Annotated in this window: 22 protein-coding genes, 1 pseudogene and 1 riboswitch; of the genes and pseudogenes, 11 read left to right on the top strand and 12 right to left on the bottom strand. The window is 50.6% G+C overall.

The genetic code is table 11. The features are described from left to right. From AC5JO6_RS10310 to AC5JO6_RS10290, 5 genes and pseudogenes are all read left to right on the top strand, one after another. Positions 1 to 333 (top strand): annotated as a pseudogene (locus tag AC5JO6_RS10310) (hypothetical protein); the annotation flags it as partial. Positions 334 to 400: 67 nt separating this feature from the next. Then, positions 401 to 754, top strand: coding sequence for a hypothetical protein (locus AC5JO6_RS10305; RefSeq protein WP_496080972.1), 354 nt, complete (start codon positions 401 to 403; stop codon positions 752 to 754). Between the two features lie 68 nt (positions 755 to 822). After that, positions 823 to 1,095 carry a hypothetical protein gene (locus AC5JO6_RS10300; protein ID WP_496080971.1) on the top strand — a complete coding sequence of 91 codons (273 nt, stop codon included), beginning with the start codon at positions 823 to 825 and terminating at the stop codon, positions 1,093 to 1,095. 70 nt (positions 1,096 to 1,165) lie between these two features. After that, the gene (locus AC5JO6_RS10295; RefSeq protein ID WP_496080970.1) at positions 1,166 to 1,540 is read left to right on the top strand and encodes a hypothetical protein; all 375 of its coding nucleotides are present in this window, start codon (positions 1,166 to 1,168) and stop codon (positions 1,538 to 1,540) included. A gap of 81 nt (positions 1,541 to 1,621) precedes the next feature. Further along, a complete protein-coding gene (locus AC5JO6_RS10290) occupies positions 1,622 to 2,002 on the top strand; it encodes a hypothetical protein (protein WP_496080969.1) in 381 nt (126 codons plus the stop codon). 18 nt (positions 2,003 to 2,020) lie between these two features. Here the strand turns inward: AC5JO6_RS10290 and AC5JO6_RS10285 are convergent, their stop codons facing one another. The 7 genes from AC5JO6_RS10285 to AC5JO6_RS10255 all read right to left on the bottom strand — a co-directional run bounded on the left by AC5JO6_RS10285 (position 2,021) and on the right by AC5JO6_RS10255 (position 9,542). Beyond that, entirely contained in the window at positions 2,021 to 2,758 is a 738-nt protein-coding gene (locus AC5JO6_RS10285) for a dienelactone hydrolase family protein (protein ID WP_496080968.1), read from the bottom strand. 34 nt (positions 2,759 to 2,792) lie between these two features. Beyond that, positions 2,793 to 3,272 (bottom strand): hypothetical protein, encoded by a 480-nt coding sequence (locus AC5JO6_RS10280; protein ID WP_496080967.1) that lies wholly within the window; start codon positions 3,270 to 3,272, stop codon positions 2,793 to 2,795. Positions 3,273 to 3,391: 119 nt separating this feature from the next. Then, positions 3,392 to 4,453, bottom strand: a complete 1,062-nt coding sequence (locus tag AC5JO6_RS10275) for a fatty acid desaturase (RefSeq protein ID WP_496080976.1) — start codon at positions 4,451 to 4,453, stop codon at positions 3,392 to 3,394. Between the two features lie 203 nt (positions 4,454 to 4,656). Continuing rightward, a complete protein-coding gene (locus AC5JO6_RS10270; RefSeq protein ID WP_496080966.1) occupies positions 4,657 to 7,116 on the bottom strand; it encodes a glycosyltransferase family 2 protein in 2,460 nt (819 codons plus the stop codon). 318 nt (positions 7,117 to 7,434) lie between these two features. Continuing rightward, on the bottom strand, positions 7,435 to 7,959 hold the full coding sequence (locus AC5JO6_RS10265) for a hypothetical protein (RefSeq protein ID WP_496080965.1): 525 nt from the start codon (positions 7,957 to 7,959) through the stop codon (positions 7,435 to 7,437). A 233-nt stretch (positions 7,960 to 8,192) separates the two neighbouring features. Continuing rightward, positions 8,193 to 8,798, bottom strand: coding sequence for an ExbD/TolR family protein (locus AC5JO6_RS10260; RefSeq protein WP_496080964.1), 606 nt, complete (start codon positions 8,796 to 8,798; stop codon positions 8,193 to 8,195). A 102-nt stretch (positions 8,799 to 8,900) separates the two neighbouring features. Continuing rightward, positions 8,901 to 9,542 carry a MotA/TolQ/ExbB proton channel family protein gene (locus AC5JO6_RS10255; protein WP_496080963.1) on the bottom strand — a complete coding sequence of 214 codons (642 nt, stop codon included), beginning with the start codon at positions 9,540 to 9,542 and terminating at the stop codon, positions 8,901 to 8,903. A 364-nt stretch (positions 9,543 to 9,906) separates the two neighbouring features. Here AC5JO6_RS10255 and AC5JO6_RS10250 point away from each other — a divergent pair, with 364 nt between their 5' ends. Beyond that, on the top strand, positions 9,907 to 10,215 hold the full coding sequence (locus AC5JO6_RS10250; RefSeq protein WP_496080962.1) for a YkvA family protein: 309 nt from the start codon (positions 9,907 to 9,909) through the stop codon (positions 10,213 to 10,215). 153 nt (positions 10,216 to 10,368) lie between these two features. On the opposite strand, the gene thiC is transcribed toward AC5JO6_RS10250, so the two are convergent. Continuing rightward, on the bottom strand, positions 10,369 to 11,745 hold the full coding sequence (gene thiC / locus AC5JO6_RS10245; RefSeq protein ID WP_496080961.1) for a phosphomethylpyrimidine synthase: 1,377 nt from the start codon (positions 11,743 to 11,745) through the stop codon (positions 10,369 to 10,371). Positions 11,746 to 11,752: 7 nt separating this feature from the next. Beyond that, positions 11,753 to 11,848: riboswitch (TPP riboswitch) on the bottom strand. A gap of 76 nt (positions 11,849 to 11,924) precedes the next feature. Continuing rightward, positions 11,925 to 12,746, bottom strand: coding sequence for a WecB/TagA/CpsF family glycosyltransferase (locus AC5JO6_RS10240; protein WP_496080975.1), 822 nt, complete (start codon positions 12,744 to 12,746; stop codon positions 11,925 to 11,927). Positions 12,747 to 13,510: 764 nt separating this feature from the next. Between AC5JO6_RS10240 and AC5JO6_RS10235 the strand changes: the two genes are divergently transcribed. Then, positions 13,511 to 13,771, top strand: a complete 261-nt coding sequence (locus AC5JO6_RS10235) for a MoaD/ThiS family protein (protein ID WP_496080960.1) — start codon at positions 13,511 to 13,513, stop codon at positions 13,769 to 13,771. A 92-nt stretch (positions 13,772 to 13,863) separates the two neighbouring features. On the opposite strand, the gene AC5JO6_RS10230 is transcribed toward AC5JO6_RS10235, so the two are convergent. After that, complete coding sequence (locus tag AC5JO6_RS10230) at positions 13,864 to 14,922, bottom strand: D-alanine--D-alanine ligase family protein (RefSeq protein ID WP_496080959.1); 1,059 nt, start codon at positions 14,920 to 14,922, stop codon at positions 13,864 to 13,866. 474 nt (positions 14,923 to 15,396) lie between these two features. Here AC5JO6_RS10230 and AC5JO6_RS10225 point away from each other — a divergent pair, with 474 nt between their 5' ends. Both AC5JO6_RS10225 and AC5JO6_RS10220 read left to right on the top strand, forming a co-directional pair. Then, positions 15,397 to 15,924, top strand: coding sequence for a tetratricopeptide repeat protein (locus tag AC5JO6_RS10225; protein ID WP_496080958.1), 528 nt, complete (start codon positions 15,397 to 15,399; stop codon positions 15,922 to 15,924). 470 nt (positions 15,925 to 16,394) lie between these two features. Next, positions 16,395 to 16,751, top strand: coding sequence for a SnoaL-like domain-containing protein (locus tag AC5JO6_RS10220; protein ID WP_496080957.1), 357 nt, complete (start codon positions 16,395 to 16,397; stop codon positions 16,749 to 16,751). A 101-nt stretch (positions 16,752 to 16,852) separates the two neighbouring features. On the opposite strand, the gene mutL is transcribed toward AC5JO6_RS10220, so the two are convergent. Further along, positions 16,853 to 18,652 carry a DNA mismatch repair endonuclease MutL gene (gene mutL, locus AC5JO6_RS10215; protein WP_496080956.1) on the bottom strand — a complete coding sequence of 600 codons (1,800 nt, stop codon included), beginning with the start codon at positions 18,650 to 18,652 and terminating at the stop codon, positions 16,853 to 16,855. A gap of 67 nt (positions 18,653 to 18,719) precedes the next feature. Then, entirely contained in the window at positions 18,720 to 19,991 is a 1,272-nt protein-coding gene (locus AC5JO6_RS10210) for an NAD(P)/FAD-dependent oxidoreductase (protein WP_496080955.1), read from the bottom strand. 191 nt (positions 19,992 to 20,182) lie between these two features. On the opposite strand from AC5JO6_RS10210, the gene AC5JO6_RS10205 reads away from it, so the two are divergent. Beyond that, positions 20,183 to 20,563 (top strand): rhodanese-like domain-containing protein, encoded by a 381-nt coding sequence (locus AC5JO6_RS10205; protein WP_496080954.1) that lies wholly within the window; start codon positions 20,183 to 20,185, stop codon positions 20,561 to 20,563. A gap of 214 nt (positions 20,564 to 20,777) precedes the next feature. Further along, complete coding sequence (locus AC5JO6_RS10200; RefSeq protein WP_496080953.1) at positions 20,778 to 21,434, top strand: SOS response-associated peptidase; 657 nt, start codon at positions 20,778 to 20,780, stop codon at positions 21,432 to 21,434. Positions 21,435 to 21,487: the final 53 nt, after the last annotated feature.

Below are 21,487 nucleotides of genomic sequence, written 5' to 3'. Positions count from 1 at the left end.
CTATCAGCTATCAGCTATCAGCTATCAGCTATCAGCTATCAGCTATCAGCTTTTTTGCTGATGGCTGACGGCTCCGCTGCTTGCCATAGCGCAGACGAGCGTAATTTTCATCATTCAAACAGGATCGTATCTGAAGGGATTAGGAGGCACTTTCCTGCTCCCTTTTTTTGCCGTCTCTGGCAGACTTTTGATGCAGAAAACGGGGTTCCGGACAAGCAATACTGTAAGCAGCCAAATTGTGTCCAAGAACCCGTTTTTTTTAACATACGGAAAACCGCACCGCTGTCCTCAAAAGCCGCAGGGGCAGCTATATCAGAAGACGGTTTCCCCTAGTGCTTGCTCTCTCCAAATGGCATCGCTTTTCATTACGATCGTAGAAGATGATAGCTAGAGAGTTTCAATGCAAATCGGTCGCTTCTTTTCACTCCAGCAGGGTCGAGTGGGGCAGTATTTATCACCGAGAGTTCTAGTCGTGCGATCGCCCTTTAAAGCTGCCTCTCCCATCTGCTACTTCGGCTTTGAGCAGCTCAAGCAAGCGCAGACGTTTGCCCAAAAACTAGCCAGAATGGGTGCCCAGTTTCAGATTCGTCGCAGCCAAGTCATGTTACAGAGCTACGAAATCTGTTTGCGTGGACATAGTGACCTTGCTGGCACCCTAGCGTATTGGGAGCGACAAGGCGCACGAAGAACAGTACTTCAAGGCAGCCTAACACTAGACAAAATCGGCGTTTCAGGCAGAGCGATCGCAGCCTAGCGCCCTACTTGAAACCAACCAGTAAATCTACTAAAATAGTATACATGTACTATTTCAAGTCTTGTCTCATGACCAAGCACTATATTCTCAACCTGGATCCAGATGCGAAGTATGACTGGGATCGCCGTACGCTACGTGACCCCATTACCGCTGATCACCCAGCTTTAGCAGATTTAGTGGCTCAGGCAGTCGGAGAAGAGTCTGGGTCATACCTAATTGCAGTCAACATCGAAGTCAAAGTGTTGGAAAAAGCTGCTGTCGATCAGGTAAAGCAGTTTCCTGCTCCAACTGATCTGCCCCACCGTACTCCACTACCTCAATTGACAGAATTGGTTGCTTGAGTCTTGTTGACCTTGAGCCTTGTGCCGATCACCATTAGTTTGCTGTTTATTCCTTTCCGGGAGTTAGTTTATGAAACTTAGTCTCAGTCAATATCCCAGCGCGATCGCGCAAGCTGCCCAAGCCGTCAACGAATTTGAGTATCAAATGGCGGAAGTGCGTCAGCATATTGCTCGTCTCGAAGGCAATGCCGAGATGGTCGTCGCCTTTGAAACTGCACTCAAAAACGACAATCAGCGCAAAGCACGGCGCTTTGAGGTGCTTCAGGTTAACCAGGAGTATTACCGGGCACTGGATGCCTTGAACCGCATCTCCACTGAGAAAGCAAATGCGCTGGCGCGGTTAGAGCATTTACGCAACGAGTTTAGCGTCGCCAAGTTAGAAACACGGCTCACGATCGCTCAGAAACTGACTGGCTTAGAATCACGAGAACTCGTCGGGCTGTAGCGATCGTCTAAGCGTCTACAAAGCAAACACTGCAAGGCTGCGAAATGATACGATCGCTCTAGCTGTAACGTTTGCTGTCCCATGACTATCACTGTCACACTAGAAGAAATCGAGCAATTCCGGGCTGATCTGGCAGGCTACCCTGATGCGCTGGTAGCTCTGAATGAGATTGAAGACTGTGAAGGCGATCTGGAAGATGCGGCGATCGCGCTGGCGATTCAGGTTGGACAAGAACCTGAGACCAACGATCGCTGGATTGAGAGTGTGGCAAAACAGTGGCGACACATTCTTTGCCGTGCTGATCACAAAGAAGCCCTGGAGGACGGTTTGACTGGCAACTTGCTTCTCAGCCTCACCGAGCACACGATGCTACCGCTCAAGCTGGCAACCCCTGTCGCTATTTTTGCGATCAAGACGGGTATGCAAGATTTCTGTCGCTCCTTTGAGGCGAAGATTCAGTAAACGATCAACCGTCTGACGTTAGCCAAAAACCTGCTTGAAAAAGGCTGTCATCTCTGCCCATGCTGCATCAGCCGCTGCGGGATCGTAGCGGTAGCCATCATCACGCATAAAGGTATGATTTGCTTCATACAGCAGAACGGTGTGAGAGACCCCAGTGTCAGTTAGCGCTTGAACGATCGCCTGTCGCCCGTCCTCTGGAACATGCGGATCAAGCGTACCAAAGACCATTAGTACATCTCCATTGATCTCACCCATACGTTGAAGCGTGTCTGCAACGCCTTTACCCAACTTGCCACTATGGATACCTGTGGGGTAACAGCAAACCGTCGCTTTAATGCCGGGTTGCAACGCTGCGCGAACGGCAAGATGCCCACCAATACAAAAGCCGATCGTGCCGATTTGGTCTGGCACGACAGCGCTCTCTTGTTTGAGCCAAGCAAGTACAGCACGAGCATCGGCATCGTAGTCGGCGATCGCCGTTCGTCGTGCCGCATCATTGCCTCTCATCCGCCCCAGATCATCTGGTTCAATGACAGTACCCACTGGTTCCAGCCGATGAAAAATTTCGGGAGCCGCTACAACGTATCCGTAGCCTGCCAATCGATCTGCCAAACGAGTAATGGCACCGCCAAGCTGATAAATATCGCTATAGAACAGAATGCCAGGATAGCGTCCCTCTGGTTTAGGAACTGCGACGTACAGCCGCATCAAGCTATCGTCTACCCGCAGTTCAACATTGCGTTTGGTAATCTGCACACGGCGATCTCCTGGTTGTAACAGCGCTCAATCATTATTGCCTAAGGCTCTGTGGTAGCAATCGCTCCACAATTTGAGCCTGACGCTCTACAGTAGCAGCAAGACGTGAGATGCTCTCTGCCTGCTGTTTTGCGGTTTCTGCCTGTTGTTTTGCGGTTTCTGCTTGTTCCTGGGTGATGGCTTTCAGCTCTGAAAAGCCAGTTGTGACGACCTCAGTAAGCGTATCAAGCTTTTCGGTTAGATGCTCCATTTTGTTCGTAAGAACATCAAAGCTGTGCTGCTGTTGTTCTCCCAGATGTGCAATGCGATCCGTCAGAACGCCAAGGCTATGCTGCTGTTGTTCTCCCAGATGTGCAATGCGATCCGTCAGAACGCCAAGGCTATGCTGCTGCTGTTCTGTCAGATGTCCGATTTGATTCGTTAAAACATCAAGACTTTGTTGCTGCTGTGCTCCTGCTTGCAAGAGCGCAGTGAGCAACTGCTGAGTCGTCGGTTCTGGCTGATGGTTCGTCATGCTTCCACGGTTGCATTACGTAAAAGTCTACATCAAACGAATGTGTCAGTTGTGTGAGCGATCGCCCTGTACTGCTAAGTAAAGTGCGATCGCTCAGCGACTATCCCTAGTCACGAAGCCTAACTGCGTTGACGTTTCGGTGCTTGATAGTAAACCTCTGCGCCTGTATTTGGTACAAAGCGACAGGTGCGATACGAGCGCACAAAGCCGCTCCAGATTGATTCATCTGACTTGCGGTAGTAGGTGCCCAGAATAGGCTTGATTGCCTTCGTCGCCGCTCTCAGGTGGTAGTGGGGCATGTTGAGAAAAATGTGATGCGCTACATGAGTACCGATGTCGTGGTGAATGGCATTGATGAAGCCGTAGTCGCGATCGATGGTCGAAAGTGCTCCTTTCAAAAAGTACCAGTCGCTATTGCGGTACCAGGGGATTTCCTGCTCGGTGTGGTGCAAAAACGTTACTAAATCCAGCCAGACCACAAAGACGATGTAAGGTCCTACGTAATACTGCACCAGGAACAGCCAGCCATAGGCATAGGTGAGTCCGCCCAGAAAGCCAATCATCAGCAGCCAAAGTGCTGTACTGGTCAACACATCCCATTTCTCAGATGGGCGAAACAGGTCACTGGCAGGATGAAAATGTGATCCTTTGCGATCGGACGATCGCTGAAACAAATAAATTGGGTACGCCAGTAGCGGCACATAAAAGCGAAAAAGCTTTTCGTACCAGGGCATTTGCTCATACTTCGCCTGCGACACGGGATACCAACTTTCGTCTGTATCAAGGTTGCCTGTGTTGCTGTGATGCGTCCGGTGGCTAATCCGCCAGCCGTGATAAGGCACCAAGATCGGCGTGTGGGAAAGGTGCCCAATAAGGCTGTTCAACCATTTTTGGCGTGAAAAGGAGCCATGACCACAATCATGCCCGACGACAAAGAGCGCCCAAAACATGGTTCCTTGCGCCAGCCAAAAACAGGGGAAGAACCACCAAGCGTTAAGAAAATGGGCGATCGCATAGAGAGCGGCGATGACTCCACAATCTAAAAAGAAGTAAGAAAGGGATTTCCAGACAGAGGGTTGAAAACAGTAAGCAGGAATACTTGCCTTCAGGTCTTGTAAGGTAAATGGTAGTGCTTCTGCACAAGGCGGCAAGGCAACTGTAGCAGATTCACCAGGGGCAATAAGGTTATGTGGCACGCAGTTTTTGATTTGACCTGATTTTTAGACAACGGCAACCATTCTACTGTCATGTTGCCGTGATCAGGATGGGCGGGATCACTGATCGACCAGTAATTTCACCCTGCCAGGTGTCAAGGCTCTACGCCACTACAGCCTGGTGTAAATATGGGTAGGCTAGTAATACTGGATACAATCGTCTGTTGTCTCTAACCCTTGGCAACCTCAATTGCCCGCACAGCGTGATCGCGATCGAAGAGTATCCGTGGCTTTAGCAAAATCTTGAACAACAGCAGTAGCGACTGGAACTCTCCCGGCGTTTTGCGTCGCTTCCATTGCCCTGGACGACAATACAGCATTTCCACTAAACAGCGCTGCTGCGCTAGGTTCAAGTGCTCAAACATCACTCGCACCGTCGGAAACTCATCCCTCATACCGCTACAGACCGCCACGCCTTGCAGCTTCAAGTCAACTTCCATCACTTCCAGCGAGACTGGTAGCGTTTCCCCCTCTGCCAAAGTTGGAAAGCCAGACTGGGTGAAAGCGATTTCAGCGCCCGCTTCAGAGATCATGGTAGTAACACCCCAGAGGCTAAGAGCTGAGGGCTTTGGATTGCTGTCACTTTGCGGCGAGGTAAGCAATAAAGAGTGAGGCGATGGTGCAACGAGTGTGCTCATACCATCCCGACGATGCCAATGCCTTACGCTCTCTACGTTCTCCCGTTTTGTGTCTGCCTGTCTTTGTGCTTCTGCGTCCCGCGGCTCGTCGATCGCTGGCAAAAAGCACAACCGTACCGTTCGGCGCAAGTCAAACCAGCCATTGGTATCAGGGCGTGGCACATCTAACAAAATCAACAGTGCAATACCCAGCATGATCAGGTTGTAACTACTCCAGAGCCAGCCAAGCCCCAGTCCTTTCAGTTCGGGGGTTACAGTTGCTGACCAGCCAATGACCATGCACATACCCAGGTTGCGCCACAGGCTGACAGCCGTAATGATAAACAGCACCATCAGCGGTAGTGCCAGATTCCAGTTAAAAGAATAGCGATCGGTCGCGGTTCCTTTCGGCGTGACGCTAAAGCCCTTCGAGAATGGATTCAGCATCACCTGAATGACCGTTAGCGCGAGGGGAAACGTCAGCACAAGCGAGTAAATATCTGACAGCAACGCCGATCGCGAATGGTGGTTAAGCCAGGAGAAAAACGTGAGCTGCACGACATAGTAGGGCAAGAAGAAATACATCAACTCATCTAGTGTCGCTCGAACGGGAATGACACCTAAAAAAGAGAACGCCAACGGTGCAATCAAGTAGCCGACACGAGAAAGGCTGGTAAACCAGTGCAGCAGTCCTTCTAAATGTGCCAAACGTTGTAAAGGGCTGAGACCGGGAATCGTCAGCGGATTTGCTTCGATAAAAAACGCCTGGAGCGTGCCGCGTGCCCATCGTAACCGCTGCGTCGCATGATCAGACATGTTATCGGCTGCCAAACCTGCACTCAACTTCTCATCCAGGTAGACCAGACGATAGCCCTGCGCTGCCAGACGAATGCCTGTAAAGTAGTCTTCGCTCAACGAATCGGTGACAAAGCCGCCCGTTGCTTCGAGCGCACTGCGCCTGACCACAAACGACGTGCCCGAACAAATGACCCCACCCGCACCATCCCGAATTGGTTGAATTTGACGGTAGAAGACTTCTTCTTCGGGTGTCAGAATATCTTCTAAGCCTAAATTACGGGCGATCGGGTCGGGGTTATAGAAGCTCTGAGGCGTTTGCACCAGGGCGACTTGCTCATCCTGAAAGAAGCCAACCGTACGCGTCAAAAAGTTCCGAGTTGGCACAAAATCGGCATCAAAGACCACGATCAGGTCGCTCTTCGTGTGAGTGCGCTCTTGGGCAGTCTGGGCGATCGCATGATTCAAATTCCCTGCCTTCGCATAGCGGTTGTCTGGGCGCGTCACGTACTCACAGCCTAGTTCCACCGCTAGCTGTTGTACGTCTGATCGACGTGTGTCGTCCAGCAAATAAACTCGCTTATGGGGATAATCGATTGCCTGACAGCCCACGATCGTGCGCCGCAAAATAAACAACGGTTCGTTGTACGTGGGCACGAGAATGTCAACTGAGGGGTTAAACTCGCCCTCTAGCACCGCGATCGCATTCTGGTCTGCTTCCCGACGACGGTCTTTAATCCGCAGCATCAAGAAAAGCTGAATAATCCCGCTAGCCAGCATAAGCATCTCCAGCGCAAATAAGCCCAGGCTGAAGATGCCATTCAAGGGATCAGCAAGGTTAAGGGTCGCCAGCGATCGCCAAGCAATATACCGTAGGGTCAATGCCAGCAAAATGCCGACTACGATCGTCCGTGACCAACGGCGCGGCTCTGGAGACACCTTCATTACTACCAGCGCGATCAGCAAAAGAATGACCGTTGGTGCTAACAGGTATTGCATCGCCACCATTGGCACTGCCAGCCAGAGAGGTGGTGATTCTTGTAACCAATTTAGTTGCGTAAAGATATGGTCAATATTTCCCTCTCCTACAAACCAGGCGGCGCAAACTCCAGCGGCTAACACTACAGTTCCCAAAAGAACCAGCGTCGCAATGCGAGGACGAAACGTTTGCCATTTAAAGTCTTTTAGAGTTGGACGCTTGACTCGAAAACTCGCCATCGGTTGCTTCTCCACCAGACTCGAACGGGTAATATCGGACACGCAGCTGAGAGAAATGATTGGTTTCATCGCTTCATACACTGTTGCTAGTATGGCAACTGCTTGAACCAAACGTAGCGATCGCTCAGCGACGTAAACACAAGTAGATGCCCACCAATGCAAGCAATACAAGATACGTTGAGTCTTTAGCCTAAGTTTGATGAATAGGCAGTTTGTGAACTGTCCAGTCACAACAGACAACTTCAAAGACACATAAAAAACTACCAGAATCAATTGATCCTGGTAGTTCTCATTGACCGCAACAATCAAGTTACTGAGCTATTTACCATCGTGGTCAGCATCACCGGGAAGGGCACGCTCTGCCCGATCCCATGCATCACGAGTCGCGTGCTTTGCCTTTTCCCAAGCTAGTCTACCGCCGCCATGCTGCGTTTCGTAATTTTGACGTAAGGTCGGTTCAGCCTGGTCATAAGTCACTCTCTGACCGTGATGGTTGGAGTATCCTTCATATCCAGTGCGATACGCTGGCTCGTAATCACTGTAGTTATGATCCGGCTCCACATAAGGGCGTGAGGCATAGTTCTCGCGCCAGTAGGCATCTTCAACCGTTGGATTGACTCTTTCAGCGACACTTTTACCAGCTAAACCACCGCCAACGGCACCAACAACCGCGCCAACGACCGCGCCAACCGGACCACCGATCGCGCCGCCAACAGCCGCACCAGCCGCGCCAGCACCAGCGGCACCAACCCCAGTGCCTACCGGATGAGCGCCCGTTTCGCCCGTGATTGGATCAAGGTTTGCATCCGGCGCACTAGTTTCTCTAAGCTTCTCGTTACTCATTGCACGTACCTCTCAGTTCAGTTAGTCTGGCGACAAACCCGATTAAGCCTATCGCTAACTAAACGGTATCGGTGGAGCTGTAGAAGGACGTGTACCAAGAGTAAGACACGTGACTCGACATAAAGACACAGATTGAAGCCAGGATTCAGTAGTCAGTGCTCAGTAGTGACGATCGACCGAGCATTAAATTGTCCTGCTCATTTTCGATCGCCTGTTTATACTCCGGCTCGCTACTAAGGACTGTTTCTTGGCGAAGGTGCTCCAAAGGGAGCGGCACCCGAGGGTTGACCAGAGGCAGGAGACGATTGAGACGGCAAGGCATTCGATGGTTGGCTAGGACTAGGGGTACCGAAAATGTTAAATGGGTCAGTCGTAGGATTAATCAAGCCAGGGCTAGCCGTTGGAGCAGGGATCACTCCAGACGGTTGATTGGTTTCGGCAGGTTGGGTTGCTAGTGCGACACGATCGCCGCCCACCTGTCGCATCACATCCAAAACCTGCACAACATCGTTATAAAAAGCAGTCTGCGAAGCATTTAGGACTAGCAACCCATCAGGATTTTTTTGGCGATAGTCCTGTAGCTGCTGGTAAAGCTGGACGCGATCGACAAACTGTTTATTGACAAACGTCTGTCCCGTTGAACTCACCGTTACCACCAGCATTTGCCGCGTCTGTGTCGCACCCGTGCTCGCCTTCGGCAAATCGATCTCGATTCCCTGCTGCCTAGTCAACTGAAGCGCCGCCAGAATAAAGAACGTCAAAATGCAAAAGATGACATCAATCAGCGGAATAATCTGAATTTGAACATCCTCAGGGGGCGAGTCAAGGTTAATTTTCATTACTCCGTCCTTAAAAAGCATCAACATCGTCAATGTGGCTACAACTTAGCGTCGTTGCCCACGGGTTAACGTTCACGCTCTGCATGAGGTGACGCGATCGCCCTACGGTTGTCCATCCGTTTTTTGTATCCAATGTTGCCGATAGAGCAGTTCCAGGTCATTACCAGCTTTGCGAAAGACTCTGACTTGGTTGAACAAAAAGCCTTGAAACAGTCGGTAAAACGCCAAGCTAAAAATTGCCACGATTAACCCACTAGCGGTTGCAATCAGCGCTTCACCAATCCCATTTGTTACTCCTGAAGTCGAAGCTGTGCCCAGATCGCCAAGACGAATCGATCGCAGTGACACAATCAAACCAATGACCGTACCCAGCAAGCCCAACAATGGAGCCAGCGCAATCACTGCTTCCAACACCTTGTCACCCCGACGCATCGCTGCCAGTTCATCATCGGCTGTCGCCTCAAGCGCCAAGCGAAACATCTCCGGATCAGCGTTTTCAAGCTGTAGTGGGCTATAAAGAAACCGTCCGATCGGCTGCTCGTGTGCCTGTCGAGCAATTTCCTTGGCGGTTCCCCAGTCCCTTCGTGAGGCATCCAGTACCCGATTGACGATCTCACGTTCTTTGAGCAACACATTCGTCCAAAACCAGGCACGCTCAATAATGACGCTGAGCGACAGGATTGAGAGAAAAAGCAGGGGCAAGATCGTGACTCCACCCTTTTGAAAGATTTCCGCAACGTTCACAGTCTGTTTTATCCTCCATACGTTCCCTACCTCAGATCTCCGCTTAATTGTATGCGTAAATCTGGGGCTACTCAATTTTAGAGATTTAGAACCACATTCAAGCAAACTGAAGAAACTTCAGTCAAAACTAAGCGAAATGTTGCAGTTTGAGTCCAAAGACTGAGAACAATGGGTAAGCCTTTGGTGACCATAGGGTTAAGAAGCGATCGCGTCAATAAAGCAATCCTTTTAGTCGTTGACAGATTCCCCGCTATGCCTCTCCCAGAGCCGTACTGGCGCACTCCTAAAAACAGGAGGATATCCACACCAGAATTCTCTGAAGCGATCTGCCAAGATTTAAATGTAATCGGAGGAGAAACCTTAAATGAAAGACTCAATCTCAGGTTGGTATCGCAATGTCATTCGCAATCCTAAGTACCGTTGGTGGATCATTGGCGGTTCACTGATCTATCTGCTTAGCCCGATCGATATTTCCCCAGACTTTATTCCCGTCGTAGGCTGGATTGATGACGGTCTCATTGCCACCTTACTCATTGCCGAGTTGTCGACTTGGGCGCTCGATCGCCTGAAAGGACGCAAGGGCGAAGAGCCGCTCCAGACGAGTGAAGCAGCCAGCCCAGGCTTCGCATCAGACACAAAAACTGTTGATGTCAATGCTGTATCAGCAAAGTAGACATACAGCCAGCAGATTTGATACTGCGATCGCGTCACTTTCAGACAGCACTTCTAGACAGCAAAGGCAACAGCAGTTAAGCCACTCGCTACTGCTGTTGTCCTTTAAGAAGGTACTGCGATCGTTAAAGCAATATCGTTGCCACTTTCTAGCCTATTGAACGGTTGCCACAGGCTCTTTTGCAAGGAACTTCTCCAGTTCCGTAAGAGCATCGGCATCGACCTTGGTCTGCATAGGGCAGAACTTGGGACCACACATAGAACAAAACTCAGCGGTCTTGTAAATATCCGCAGGTAATGTCTCGTCGTGGTATTCCTTGGCACGCTCCGGATCAAGCGATAGCTCAAACTGACGGTTCCAGTCAAAGTTGTAGCGAGCCTTAGATAGCTCGTCGTCACGATCGCGTGCCCCTGGTCGGTGTCGGGCAATGTCTGCTGCGTGAGCCGCAATTTTGTAGGCAATTAAGCCATTGCGAACATCTTCAGCGTTTGGCAAGCCTAAATGTTCCTTCGGTGTCACGTAGCACAGCATTGCCGTACCGTACCACCCTGCCATCGCCGCGCCGATCGCCGAGGTGATGTGATCATAGCCAGGAGCAATGTCCGTTACAAGTGGACCCAGAACATAGAAGGGCGCTTCCGAGCATTCCTCCATTTGTTTCCGCACGTTGAACTCAATTTGATCCATCGGCACATGACCGGGACCTTCTACCATTACCTGAACGTCATGCTCCCAGGCTTTGCGAGTAAGCTGACCCAGTGTTTTCAGTTCTGCCAATTGTGCCGCATCCGATGCATCGTGCGTACAGCCTGGACGCAACGAATCACCTAAGCTAAACGAGACATCGTAGCGCTTGAAGATTTCGATGATGTCCTGAAAGTGCGTGTAGAGAGGATTTTGCTTGTGATGATGCAGCATCCACCTTGCGATAATGCCACCGCCGCGCGAGACAATTCCCGTCAAGCGATCGCGCACCAAGGGCAGATGCTCAATTAAGATTCCCGCATGGATTGTCATGTAATCGACACCTTGCTGGGCGTGCTTTTCAATGATATGCAAAAAGTCGTCGGGAGAGAGGCTCTCGATCGTCCCATGCACACTCTCTAATGCCTGGTAGATGGGCACCGTACCAATGGGGATCGATGAAGCATTGATGATTGCTGTCCGAATTTCATCAAGATTGCCACCACCCGTCGATAGATCCATTAAAGTGTCAGCGCCATATTTCACTGCCAGATGCAGCTTATCGACCTCTTCTTGCAAGTTAGACGAGTTCGGTGATGCTCCAATATTTGCGTTGACTTTGCACTTAGAGGCAATGCCGATCGCCATCGGCTCCAGGTTGGGATGATTAATGTTTGCCGGGATGATCATACGACCCCGTGCAACCTCATCCCGAACCAGCGTGACTGGCAACTTTTCTCGCTGCGCCACATACTGCATCTCTTCCGTGACTATAGCTTGACGTGCATAGTACATCTGGGACACATTGCTCTGTCCACGCCGTTTAGCGACCCACTCTGTCCGCATATTCGATTCCTCAGATAAACAGCTTCCCTCCGCTGGTATTACCCAGGCTCAGGTTCTAAGGGACTATCTCAGCCTACTGATGCAGGCACCCCTAGCTTGACTGTGATTCTACCACCCCACGCAGAAAAGGGTCGATGGTGTTAGAGGATAGGGATTTTAGCGGTTACGGGATTAGGCAGTCACGCTTTAGTTGTGAGGCGCTTTTTCAAAAGCAGACTATGGCTAGAGACTTTGACATTAACTGGTCTACTGGTACGGTCTGCTGGCTCTAAGCGAGGCAATGTGTAAAAGCCAAACTTCTGCTTCAGCAGCAACCAGAAGAAGGGCAAGTCTTCGACCAGATATCGCTTCCAAAGACGCTGGGGATCACAGTAGATTCTAAACAACCACTCTATGCCCAAATTGCTCATCCATTTAGGCGCACGTTTGATGATACCCGCTTCAAAATCGATCGTGGCACCGACTGCCATGAAAATTTTGACATGAGGAAGCTTGTGTTTGTACTTATAAATCCATTTTTCTTGCTTAGGCGCACCTACTCCCACAGCAAGGACAGTTGCCCTGGATTGGTTAATAATCTCAATAATTTCCAGGCATTCCTGCTCATCTTTCTCAAACCCAAACGATGGGGAATGAGCGCCAACAACAATGTCTCTATGAGTTTTTTGATTGATCTTACGTTTAGCTTTTGCAGCAACGCCTTCAGCACCACCAAGCAAAAATATGGTGATGTTAGCGTTAGTTTTGTGAAACTCACAGAACCTCGGAAACAAGTCAGAACCTGAAACCTTTTCTTTAATTGGAGTTCCTAGAAGCTGTGAAGCATACATTAAAACTTGACTGTCACAAACCTTGTAATCCGCAAGGGTATAGACTTTCAGAAATTCTGCATCTTTCTGTAGCTTCATCAAGTGATCAACGTTTGGGGTAAGCACCACGCCGCTGTGGAGTTGATCTAGAAGTTCATGCATGGACAGATTGTCGATCGTAAGGTTAAGAATATCAACCTTTCTGAGTTCGTTAGTGTACTGTAAATACTGGACTTCATTAAGCTTGGCTTGGCTAACAAGTGCGTCTTCTAAGTCACTTCTGCTGATGATTCCGTCTTCCAGGAGAAGTTCTCCAATCAACCTCCAGCCAGATGTTTCGGCTTGCTGACGCTGTTTCTGCAAGGCTAGGTCGAGTTGCCTCTGATTGAGCAACCGTCTTTTCAGAAGAATAGAGCCTAAAGAGTGTCCAGTCATTTTCTTCAGAATTGGTTTATGAAATCGTCAGCTTATTGGAAATTAAGCACTCGCTCAGGACTTTCAACTGGATTCTTTCAGCAAGACTATAGTTCTTTGTGGGAACATTAAATGTCCACGACAGAAGCTTTCGTAGTGTCAGATGCGTCAAGAACGTAGAACACACGTGATTGCTGCAAGACTATTCAATCTAGATAATGTTGTGTCAGCGGAGCGAGCTTTGTTTTGGAGGAAACCGCAACACATTCAATATAAGATGAGGCAAACGGGCTAAGCTGCCCTAGCTAGACGGCTTCACAAAAAGATCACTAGAAGTCTAGCAATATCAAGCTTCGTTTCGCTCTGCCTAGAGACTAACTAGAGTGACTACTTAGTGAAGACTAAGATTTCCGGGTGACCCAGTCAGCCTGATAGACCCTAGATAATAGGATATCCAATAACTACTTCAAGTTCATGTGCTTACCTTTACAAAAAAATTATTATCGACAAAGGCTTAAACCATTCGTTGACGTTTTAGCTCTATGCCAGTACCGACAATAACGATCACGGTAAAGCTCTTTGCGGTTTATCAGGAGGCTTGCGGCGCACCAGAAATCACACTGGACGTTGAGCCTGGTACAGTCGTTGCGTCTGTGCGCGATCGTCTGATTGAGGCACATCCTCAGTTAACCCAGTGGCGGGAGCTGACGCGTTTTGGAGTCAATCTCCAATTTGTCGAGCCTGATCAGCTCCTGCATGATGGAGACGAAGTGGTGCTCATTCCTCCAGTGAGCGGTGGATAGAGGCTCGTTGGAGGGACGTGGCAAGCTCGTTCACGCAACGGCTGTCGCAAGCGGGTGCTCGCTTTGGTTAGAGAACAGTGTTAACTGAACAGTTACGTGTGCCGATCGAGGGCTAACTGAACCAGACGATCGACTAGATCAGGAAACGTAATGCCACTAGCAGCCCAGAGTTGAGGATACATGCTGGTGGCTGTAAACCCTGGCATTGTATTGATCTCATTAATAAAAACGTCTCCGGTCGCTTCGATATAAAAGAAGTCTACCCGTGCCAAGCCTGCCGCATCGATCGCGGTGAAGGCTTGTGTTGCCATTGTTTGAATCTTTGCTGTGATGGACTCCGGTAAGCGGGCGGGAATGATTAAGTCAGCTTTGCCTTCGGTGTACTTGGTTTCATAGTCGTAAAAATCGCTTTGGTACGTAATCTCGCCCACGATCGATGCTTGTGGTGCATCATTACCCAGCACGGCGCATTCAACCTCACGTGCGACTACCCCTGCTTCGACGATAAGGCGGCGATCGTAACTAGCGGCGCTATCTAGAGCAGCTTCGAGCTGGGCACGGTTTCTAACCTTGGAAATGCCGACCGATGAGCCGAGGTTAGCAGGTTTGACAAAGCAGGGGTAGTCAAGTGTGGCTTCAATGTGGTCGCACAACTTGGGATAAATGCAGGGATTAGACCAAACCTGAGCGCGACTAATCGGCATGTAGCTCACCTGAGGCAAACCGACTTGAGCAAACACCATTTTCATGGCGAGTTTGTCCATGCCGATCGCTGATCCCAGGATGCCAGAGCCAACAAAGGGAGCCTGCATCAATTTCAATAGTCCCTGTACGGTGCCATCTTCGCCATTGGGACCGTGCAGTACTGGAAACCAAACATCAACTTCAGCAACCGAGGGTGGTAAGCGCCAGCGATCGGAGGGTACGGCAGGTGCGTCTGATGCTAGCGGGTGACCGGATGCCAATACCTGTTGAGCAGGCTCGCCGTCGTGCCACTGACCGTTTTTCTGAATGTAGAACGGTAAGAGCGTATAGGTAGCCTGGTTGGCTTCAGCGTTGAATGCTTGCGCGATCGCTCGTGCGGAGGCGATCGAAACCTCATGCTCCCCAGAGCATCCCCCAAACAGTAGCCCAACGCTGCGTTTTGTCATGAAGCCATTATCCTAAAGGCTGGTACACGCCATTTGTGTTAACTGGAGCGTATGGACTTGGATATCAGCGATCGCAATGCAGTTGATTCCCAAAGACGATTTGCGACAGCTCACTGAACTGAACCTGAGCTTAGCCCCATCCCATAGCCAGTGTTTACAGGCTCTCATGGTATACCCAATAGACTTTCTTGCCAAACATCGAACAAGTAACTGAGTATTGCTGTGACCCTTACAGTACTCAAGGTAGGTTTAAAGTACAGATTTATTGCAGTGCTGCGTGAGCCAAGAAAGACTGGTAGTATACGATCTGTTGACCCTGAGTGCGTTGCACTGGCACACGTGGAGTTGGGTCTGCTGCAAGATTGGGTGTGCGGTTAGATGTTTCAGTGGCGGCTCTACCAGCTTTGATTTTCTGGCTTTGATTAGCTTGGCTTGAGTACGACAAACGTAACCATTAACGTTCACCAGATCACTATGGAACAGCAATCGCTGATTAAAAAGGCATCTGAGCTTGAGGTTCATATTGAAGTTCAGAACCGTCAGGGTTTGATGCTGGCAGAAACGCATCGCTACGACGAAGCACTTGCTTGTTATAACCGTGTACTCCGACTGAGAGAAGACAATTTCCCTGCGTGGTATGGGCGCGGTGCAGCGCTTGCCAACTTAGGGCAGTATCAAGCGGCGTTGCTGAGCTTTGACCGAGCGATCGCGATTAACTCCTGCCGTCATGAAACCTGGATCTTTCGAGCTGTTGTTCTGATTCATCTAGAGCGCTATCAAGAGGCACTGGCAAATTGCGAGCAAGCCTTAGCGTTGCAGCCCGATGATTGGGAAGCGCTGACCTTTCGTGGCGTAGCATTCTATTACCTGGGGCAGTACAAGCGTGCCTATGAAAACTACGATCGTGCCACTGGACAAACGGTACAGCCACGGAACCTGTTCGCATGGCTGAAAAAACTGCTGTCTAGCTTTCAGCCTGATTGTGCCCAACGACCTAGTTAGGCGACAAAACCGTCAATGGTTAAGTCTTCTTGAAGCGCCTGTCTAACTTCGTTGATGCAGGCGCTCAGCCTGCCATATTAATATTTTTGCTGCCAGTAAGTGTAGAAAAGGTTGGCAGCAAAAGAATACGGGTTGCTTGCAGTTATCAACTGAGCGCGATCGCCTCACTGCTGCTAACAGCAAAACCGCTCAAAACGTAGCGAAGTCTAACTGAATAGGACTGACGCATTTGCCCCATGCCAATTCTGAGGGCTTAATAAGCTCGGCTCTCCCAACCTTGGGGGCTAGGGGTGAAACTCGACAGCGTTTGCGTAAGTCCTGCTGAAGAATCTCCCAGCGTTTTGCTAGATAGTTTGCAATCAAACAGTACGTGTGCTATATCTATGTACAGATTGTACGACCTAGTACAGTCATGAAGCGAAAGAACCGTTCCAAACTACTGCACAATACCTACATAAGGAGATTCTCAAATGAGTACGGACTTGAAAGCAACGTTTGAAGACATCAAGAACCGAGTGCTGCAAGGCAAAGCGATGGATGTCTTTGAGCAATACTATGCGGACGATGTGGTCATGCAAGAGAACGATAACCCGCCTACTATAAGCAAAGAGGCAAATCGCCAGCGAGAACTAGAGTTTTTCTCAAAGCTGACCGAATTTCGTGGAGCTGAGGTCAAAAGCGTTGCCTATGGCGATGACGTGATTATTTCTGAATGGTTTTTAGACTACACTCACGCCGATTGGGGCAAACGCACCTACGACCAGGTTTCGGTGCAGAAATGGAAAGATGGCAAGGTCATCTACGAGCGGTTTTACTACGCCAGCTAGATCGCTTGTTTAGATAGGGCTTAATTTGGGGCGATCGCTACCATCACTACAGGGGCGATCGCCCGCCACTCGTTCAAGACAGGGTGGGTTTCCCATTGACTCTAAATGCCGTGGCTTTTGCCAATCACCCAATGGCGGCGGAAGAAGCGCGACAACGACGATTCTTCCAGCGTGAGGCAAATGGGGCGACCGTGGGGACACGTACGTGGACTGCGGGTTTGCTGCCACTGATCGAGCAACGTTTGCATTGCTTGCAGTGTGAGTGATGTGCCATTGCGAATGGCGCTACGACAGGCTGTAGCAACTTGTGCGGTTTGTAAATCGCCGCCCAGACTGAGTTCCAACAGCGCTTCGGTGCAGTCGTCTCGCTGTGCCAGTATTGCGGGAGCCGATCGCACCATCCACACCTGTTCGCCAAACGGCTCGATTTCTAAGCCTAACCGTTGCAACTGCTCAACCTGAGCCACCGACAATTGGTGCAACATCACAGCGGCTTCTAAGGAAACCAGTTGCCAGCGATCGCATAACTGCTCGTACAACACCCGCTCATGGGCAATATGCTGCTCGATCAGCCAAACGCCAGTAGGGTGCTCAGCGAGAATGTAAGTGTTGTGGACTTGGGCAAGGGCTTTGAGCGGTGAGGAGTGAGGGGTGAGGGGTGAGGGGTGAGTTACTTCTGCTCCCCTGCTCCCCTGCTCCCCTGCTTCTGACTGCTGAACCCTTCTAGCGCCATAGCCGCTTTCGGCTTCAGCAGTCTTTATTAACGTCCCAACTCGCTGAGAGTAAAGAGTGCTAGAGAGGTTCATCGGACTCAGACGGAGTGCCTGCTCGATCGCGCTAGCAATCTGTTCTCGCCAGTCGTCTAAATGATGCAGGTAGATTTCGGCTTTGGCTGGGTGACGGTTCCAGTCAATTTGGTCGGGAGGCACCTGGAGATGCACGATGCAAATGGGGAACCGATCGCGCGGCAACACTTGCCGAAAGCTTGACAGGATCGTCTGCTCTAGCGCTGGCATTGCTACAAAGCGCCCGTTGATGGCGACCCGGAGCCAATCTGGGCGGTGGCGATGACAGCGATCGGGTAAACCGAGAAGAAGATAAAGAGACGGCTGACGGCTGACGGCTGAAAGCTGAAGGGAATTTTGACTCTCGTCACCTTTTATCCTTTCGCCTTCATCCTTTATCCTTTCACCTTCTACCGTCAGTTCTTGCAAGTCTCCCATCTGTACATCGCGCAGAATTTGAGGCAGGATTTGCTGTGCGGTTTTACCAGACCAGAGATGAAACCAATCGCGATCGCGGGGAGACCCACTGTGAGTATCGGTTTGCTGCACCTGCCAGGTGACGTGAGGATGACAGAGCGCAAGTTGATGAATCATCGCTTGTACGGCTCTCATCTGTTGCGCGAGAGGAGGCAAGCCTTGACGACGAGCAGTCCAGTTACCAAAGAGGCGATCGACTGTTACAACCGTACCGGGCGCGATCGCCACAGGTTCTACCTGCAGTGGCTTGCCCTGGTTGTCGTAGCTGACTTGCCAACCCTCAGCCGCGTCGGCAGGGCGGCTCAAAATTTCTAAAGTGGCGAGTTGAGCGAGGCTGTGTAGCGCTTCGCCACGAAAGCCCAGGCTGGCAATGCGCCAAAGATCCTGGCGGTCTCGAATTTTGCTGGTGCTATGGGGTGCTGCGGCTTGCTTCAGGTCTGCTAAGCTCATACCCCCGCCGTTATCGGCAACGCGAAGTCGCCACTGCTCAGGGTAAAGCGAAATGGTAATGCGTGTTGCGCCTGCATCGAGCGAATTTTCTGCCAACTCTCGCACCACTGCTGCCAGCGAGTCAATCACTTCACCCGCTGCAATGAGATGCACAACCTCTACTGGTAAAGCTTCAATCCCAGATGCCATAGCTCCTAGTGTAGGCGAGGCAGGGGTAACTGGACTTGAGTTTTCCAGGAAGGCTGGAAGCTAAAAGCTAAAGTCTTACACTCGGTTTAACCGATGACAAGCTGCTAATCATCCCTGTCCCAATGCGACGGAGAGCGCGACCGAGAATCGCGTTAAAGGGCAGATCGCCTGCAAGCAGTTGGGTGGCAATGTGGGCGGCTTTGGGATTCTTAACACCATATTGATAGAAAATTTTGGGGTATTGGTAGAAGAAATAAGCCAGTCTACGGGCGGCATTAAAACTGTTGGCGAATTCGTCGTGGATGCGATCGCTATAGGCTTGAGTCGTCCCGCTAGTCACGCATGTTGCCGCGATGATGCCGCTTTTTGCTGCATGTAAAATGCCATCACCAAAGAGTGGATTGATCAGCCCAGCCGCATCGCCAACGAGCAAAATGCGTCCATCGGCTGTATTAAGTCGTTCTTTGCCGCACCAGATTGGTAGGGGATGGGCATGGAACTTCATTTGCGCGCGATCGTATGGGAGTTGCAGCATCTCTAGATAGTCGAAGATTGACTGTCGCAGTGCTTCTCGAATCTGACGATCGCTGCGGGCATCTTGACGAGCCGGACGAAACAAACCAGCCCCGATATTTAAGTGATCGGCTTTGGGAAACACCCAGGCATAGCCATGCTTCACGGCACCATATTCTAAGTGAGCCACATCTGATTGCAGATCGGGATGTCCAGTGCCCCACTCATGCGGAAACTCGACTTCCATACCCAGCGCGATCGCTCGTGTTTGCCGTAGTTTTGCTGCTTTTGCTGTCACGCCATTCGCACCATCTGCACCAATGACTGTGCGTGCCGTTGCCACAAAGGCATCACCCTTGCTGAGAGTGCCGTTGGCTTTAGTCACCTGAGCACGGACGCGGACACCATCATTCTCCACTTCTACAGAACGGACTGCCAGACCATCCCGCAACTCTGCTCCTGCCCGCACGGCTCTCTGCGCCAAGGCATTGTCAAACACAGAACGCTGCATCATCCAGATCGACAGTGGGCGATCGACACCCAGCGGATTAATCGCAGCCAGATAGGGATCATCAAAATGCCACGTCTGCCGTAGAGAGACCACATCGGATTCGACAAATGCCTCCGGTGCTAAATCGTAGAGCAGCGATTGCATCACCATCGGTGTGCCGCCGCCACAGGTTTTATGACGCGGCAGAATTTGCTTTTCCAGCAATGCTACCTTCAGACCCGCTTGAGCCGCAGTCGCTGCTGCCATTGCACCCGCTGGTCCCGCACCACAAACAATGAGGTCATAGTTCAACACCGATCGTTTCGCTCCAGACACTTATTCCAGTTAACACTACGCGACGCAGAAATGGGTCAGCGCAGGGAGAGGGGGGAGTTGAGACGATTTAGACACGATGCCTAACAGGACAAACCTGCACAAGCAGGGAAATTTGTAAACGTTTCAGCACAAATTTTTGCAAATTGTAAATTAACTTGTTACATTGCAAATATCGCTGATAAGGATTCCTCATGCACCATCTCTTCGGTATCATTCCCCTGCCGCCACCACTCAAGGCGCGATCGTTAGTTTATGACCTCAAAGCCCGTCTCGACTGGGGCAAGCCAGCGCTGACCATTTTAGATGTGCGCGATCGCAGCCTTTTTAACGCCAGTCATATCTCAGGCGCGCTGTCGATGCCAGTTGATGGACTGATCGATCGGGCGCGTATCAGCCTGCCGCTCAACCGCGATCTCTACATCTACGGCGAAACGGATGAAGACAGTGCTGAGATCGCCAATCGGCTTCGTGCGGCTGGTTACCGAAACGTCTCTGAAATTCGAGGTGGCGTGTCTGCCTGGAAAGCGGTCGGCTTTCCGATCGAGTCTGTGCTCACGATCGCCGAAATCTAGCCAGAGGGTAAGAGAGTTTTGCGTTTGACAGTGTAAGTTTTGGTTGAGATCACTTAGTTGAGATCAATTAGGTAGTTGAGATCAATTAGGAGTTGTACAGAAATAACAGCATGGTCTGTAGCCGTCAGCGAAAAGCTGATAGCTGATAGCTAATCCAAGCGTGTGCAGTGATTTTTTAGCAAGCTCTTCCAACGCAGTTCTCTGGTTTGCTCTCATGTGTGGACGATTTAGCCTCACTCAATCAACGGCAGCGCTTGCGGAAACATTCCAACTGGAGGAACTACCCGCATGGCAGCCACGTTACAACATTGCACCGACTCAAACGGTGATTGCGATCGCCAACGCATCCGGCTCACCACAAGCGCGACTGCTGCGTTGGGGGTTGATACCCAGTTGGGCTAAGAATCAGACAATTGGGGCAAAGCTCATCAATGCTCGTGCTGAGACTGTGGCTGAAAAGCCTTCGTTCCGTGCGGCATTCAAGCAGCGGCGTTGCTTGATTCTGGCAGATGGTTTTTATGAGTGGCAGCGAGTCGATCGCAAGACCAAGCAACCCTATTACTTTCAATTAGCTAACAAGCAGCCGTTTGCCTTTGCAGGGCTGTGGGAGCGCTGGCAGGGTGATGGTGATGTCGTTGAAACCTGCACGATTCTCACCACGCAGGCGAATGAGTTGTTGCAGCCCCTTCACGATCGGATGCCCGTCATGATTGATTCACAGGATTACGATCGCTGGCTAGAGCCAACGCTGGCACCTGATCACCAAGCCTTACTGCACCCCTACAATGCTGCTTTGATGCAAGGCTATCGTGTGAGCGATCGAGTCAATCGCGCTACGAACGAAAGCCCTGACTGTATAAATCCGCTTTAGTTTCTCTTTCCTCACAGGCTGAAACGATTAGCGCGTGAGGTAGCAATGTGAGG

The organism is Tildeniella sp. (assembly GCF_059505325.1).
Note: the sequence above shows the minus strand (reverse complement) of the source record. Positions and strands in the feature narration are given on the sequence as shown.